Below are 3475 nucleotides of genomic sequence, written 5' to 3'. Positions count from 1 at the left end.
GCGTCGAAGACTACGAGGCGCTGCTGCCGTGGAACTGCACTCCGACGGCGCCACTGTAAAAGACCGGCTCGGCCGTTAACAGACGGGGTTCATGGATCACTTACCTTCGATCAGGCCACCAGGCCGCACCTGCACTGGAACGTCAGCCTCAACGACGCCCGGGTCGATCCGGCGATCTTCATCGGCGCGTTCAGCAAGTGAGCGCCGGCCCGGCGCGCCCTGCTCAGGACGTGCGCATGCGTCCATCCTCAGCCGGATAGGCCAGCATCCTGGGCCTCTTGATCATGTAGACCAGGGCCACGATGACCGAAAACAGGAAGAACCTGTCCCAGTACGCCGGGAAAAGAGCCAGATGGCAAACGACGAAGACCGCTGAGACGATCAGGATACAGTCGACCTCATCCAGCCTGCCCCTTGCCCAGAAGCCATTCAGCAACGAAACCAGGGCGAGGAAGTAAGCCAGAAAATGTGGATGGAGAACCGCCTGCGCCAGGCCCTTGGCATATATCCCGGCATACTCGCCGACATCCGTGGAGATTTTCATGCTCGCCGGATAGGGATCGAAGCCCAGGAAGGTGAAATTGAAGATCGTCAGATACCCATAATTGCCATTCACCTTGTTCACAGCGACATATAAAACTACCGCCACCCCAGCAGATAACACCACCCACTTCCTGGGCAGAAACCAATAAGCGGCAACGGCAAACAGCAGGGAAAGCAAGATAAAATCCGTCCGCACCAGCGGTAACAACGCTGCAAGCACCAGGGAAAACGTGTTCTTTTTCAGGAAGAAGAACACCAGACCCAGCGAAAAAAGGCAGGCAAGCGAGTCCGGCGTCGCATATCTGCCGACATCGGGCAGCCCGGAAAACACCAGTATTACCGGAAGAAATATCTGCGGAATCCGTTGCTGCGCCAGGATGCCGGAAACGGCAAGAACGCATAGCGATGCGAACAAGGTGCTTGCCAGGCAGCTGGCATAAGAATATGACCCGCCCAGAAAATAAAGAAACTTTATTGCCGCCAGATAGAGGAGTCTTATCGAATAGAAGGGAATCTGCTCCTCCAGGGCCTGCGGATCCTGGTATACCATTGCCCTATACTTGCCATATTCCCCTCCGCCCGTCAGCACCGAAAACTCCTTGCCGCCGACTTCGTTGAGAACATCCTCGTATACAGCCGCTTTCAACTCCTTGCCATCCAGGCCATCCGCCTTGTAGGCCGAGGCCACATAACCGATCAGATCCCAATCGTAGCGTGGAAACTCGACTCCCGAAATCAATACGGCCAGGAAGCTGAAGATCACGACTGTGGAGTTGAATAAACGAGTGGACCTTTTCTGAACAAAAATACCAATGAGCCTTTCCATAACCCAATAGCCTTTTTCCTGTAGAAAGATATCTCCCAGACCTCCCTTACACCCTCAGAAGATTGTCAACCGAATCAGCATAGTCGCAGCGACGGCATCGGCACTTGGTATTTACCCTTCATGTCAGTAGGCCGGTATTTGTGCTCCCGTGCTCACGACAGGAGCGGCAGCAGCACCATGGCGCCATCACTGCAAAAGGCCAGCCCCCCACCGTCGACAGGTAGGGATTTATGGATCGCTCGCTCTGCAATGAGCGAACGGGTATTCGTCGACCATGGCCAGGAACTGGTGAGCATGTTCTGCCACCTGTCCAGGGTTGAAGTGAAGGTCGGCGACGAACTGCCCCGCAGCATCGTGCTCGGCCGGATCGGCATCACCGGACGGCCCAGCGGACCGCACCTGTACTGGAACGTCAGCCTCAATGACAACCGGGGCGACCTGGCGATCCTCATCGGGAAGTTCAAAAAATGAGGGTAGGCACAGTGAGCGGCAGAACACCCGGCCTCGTTGCGCGAACCATGGGGCGGAACAGCACTACCTTCCGAGACGACAATATCTGCCCGAGTGCTGGCCACAATCGCCTTCAGCTCCGCCTGTTCCGCCAAGGGCACCCCGAACTTGTCCAGGGTCTGCTGGAAATCGTCCAGGAAAGCCTCCCACTCGGCGGCGGTAATCCGCAGATGCTGGTGCGAATCGCGCATGGAACGCCCGGTATACTGCTGCGGCCCACCCGTCGCCCAGCACACCATTTCCTGTCACGAGGTACTTGAATCCCGGCGGCGAGATTCGATGATGGGCTTCGCCCATGCGCGGATTTGCATTCAAGGATGGGTCGATCATGATTCGGTCGATGAAGTCATCCGCGACAGTGGCGATGCCATATACATCCCCAAGCCGCTCGTAAAGGCTTGATCGATCCTGGTTAGTTATGGATTGACAAATTCCACTCGGCTACGACGCTTTTTTGAGCCTAGCCTGGCTAACCCGCCCCAGATTTCCCACGAGCACATGACCGAAATTCAAAGACTGGCTCTCAGGTCGGCCAAGGTCACCATCTGCAGCATCGGATCCAGCGGCGATGGCTCGCAACCGACCCACTCATAAAAGATTTTCGCCTCCATGGACAGGGCATGAACGATCATCCCGCGAATGCCGATCGTGTCCGCCGCCTGAATGACGCGCAGTGCGGCATCGCGCACCAGAGCCCGGCCGAAGTCCTGCCCTTGCCAGGAGCGATCCACAGCCAGCCGCCCCAAGACAACGACTGGAACCGGATCTGGCATGTTGCGGCGAAATCGCCTTGGTGCCTGATCGACGGCTACCGCACTCGATGCCAGGGCATAATAGGCCAGTACATGACAACCATCGCAGGCAACGAAAGTGCGTGATGCGCCGGTCATCTGGTTTTTCAGCGCGCGCCGTTACAGCCAATGGTCCAGGCTTGCGATACCGGAATCGAAGGATTCGACATCATGCCTCTCCGACAAGGGCTCGGGAGCGGTAACCGTCACGCCTCGTCCCAAGGCGCCGGAGTCCGCATCGTCTTGCGCAGCCGTTCATTGGGCTGTGGCGGCATGTCCAGTCGAGCCAGAAACTCGGCATAGGCCTCCAGGTTGGCCGTGATGAAGGTCCGATCGAGCAAGGCCTCTTCGGCTGCCGCGCGCGCCGCATCCAGGATGAAATCCGTGCGGTTCTTGCCTTTTGCCTTGGCGGCACGATCGATCAGGCTCCACTCTTCGGGCTTGATGCGGATATTCAGGGTTTCACGCTTGGTAGGCGCCGGACTCGATGTAGGCATGGCGGGTCTCCTGCAATTGCCGCAGTACAGCAAGTCGTATTGACTGCTCCCCTCCCTAAAGGAAGGGGATTCCCAATTCACTGAGAACAGGACACGGATACTTGACCCATGCCGCTTACATTCTCTCCAAGGGCTAACACCGCCAGCCCGGCGGCTTTCACGTTGATCGCGGCGTTCACGTCGCGGTCATGCTCGGTTCCGCACTCCGGGCAACTCCAGCGGCGAACATCCAGCGGCAGGCGCTCAAGGATATGCCCGCAGCAGGCACAGCGTTTCGAGCTGGGGTACCAGCGGTCGATCTGGACGAT

5 protein-coding genes and 3 pseudogenes are annotated in these 3475 nt (G+C 57.7%); 3 read left to right on the top strand and 5 right to left on the bottom strand.

Features of this window, described 5'->3' with window-relative positions; all coding sequences use genetic code 11:
* A pseudogene (locus ACYVD0_RS11780) lies at positions 1–201 on the top strand (hypothetical protein); the annotation flags it as partial.
* Between the two features lie 22 nt (positions 202–223).
* Here ACYVD0_RS11780 and ACYVD0_RS11775 read toward each other — a convergent pair.
* On the bottom strand, positions 224–1369 hold the full coding sequence (locus tag ACYVD0_RS11775) for a hypothetical protein (RefSeq protein WP_460426987.1): 1146 nt from the start codon (positions 1367–1369) through the stop codon (positions 224–226).
* A gap of 261 nt (positions 1370–1630) precedes the next feature.
* On the opposite strand from ACYVD0_RS11775, the pseudogene ACYVD0_RS11770 reads away from it, so the two are divergent.
* Positions 1631–1840 (top strand): annotated as a pseudogene (locus tag ACYVD0_RS11770) (M23 family metallopeptidase); the annotation flags it as partial.
* Between the two features lie 143 nt (positions 1841–1983).
* On the opposite strand, the pseudogene ACYVD0_RS11765 reads toward ACYVD0_RS11770, so the two are convergent.
* A pseudogene (locus tag ACYVD0_RS11765) lies at positions 1984–2070 on the bottom strand (hypothetical protein); the annotation flags it as partial.
* Here ACYVD0_RS11765 and ACYVD0_RS11760 point away from each other — a divergent pair.
* Positions 2069–2281, top strand: coding sequence for a hypothetical protein (locus ACYVD0_RS11760; RefSeq protein ID WP_460426986.1), 213 nt, complete (start codon positions 2069–2071; stop codon positions 2279–2281). The pseudogene ACYVD0_RS11765 and the gene ACYVD0_RS11760 sit on opposite strands and share 2 nt — an antisense overlap.
* Positions 2282–2388: 107 nt before the next feature.
* Here the strand turns inward: ACYVD0_RS11760 and ACYVD0_RS11755 are convergent, their stop codons facing one another.
* The 3 genes from ACYVD0_RS11755 to ACYVD0_RS11745 all read right to left on the bottom strand — a co-directional run.
* Entirely contained in the window at positions 2389–2769 is a 381-nt protein-coding gene (locus ACYVD0_RS11755) for a GNAT family N-acetyltransferase (protein WP_460426985.1), read from the bottom strand.
* A gap of 107 nt (positions 2770–2876) precedes the next feature.
* A complete protein-coding gene (locus ACYVD0_RS11750; protein ID WP_460426984.1) occupies positions 2877–3167 on the bottom strand; it encodes a type II toxin-antitoxin system TacA family antitoxin in 291 nt (96 codons plus the stop codon).
* 77 nt (positions 3168–3244) lie between these two features.
* On the bottom strand, positions 3245–3475 hold a 231-nt coding region (locus tag ACYVD0_RS11745; protein ID WP_460426983.1), incomplete at its 5' end, for a zinc ribbon domain-containing protein.

This window comes from Azotobacter armeniacus (assembly GCF_054779355.1).
Note: the sequence above shows the minus strand (reverse complement) of the source record. Positions and strands in the feature narration are given on the sequence as shown.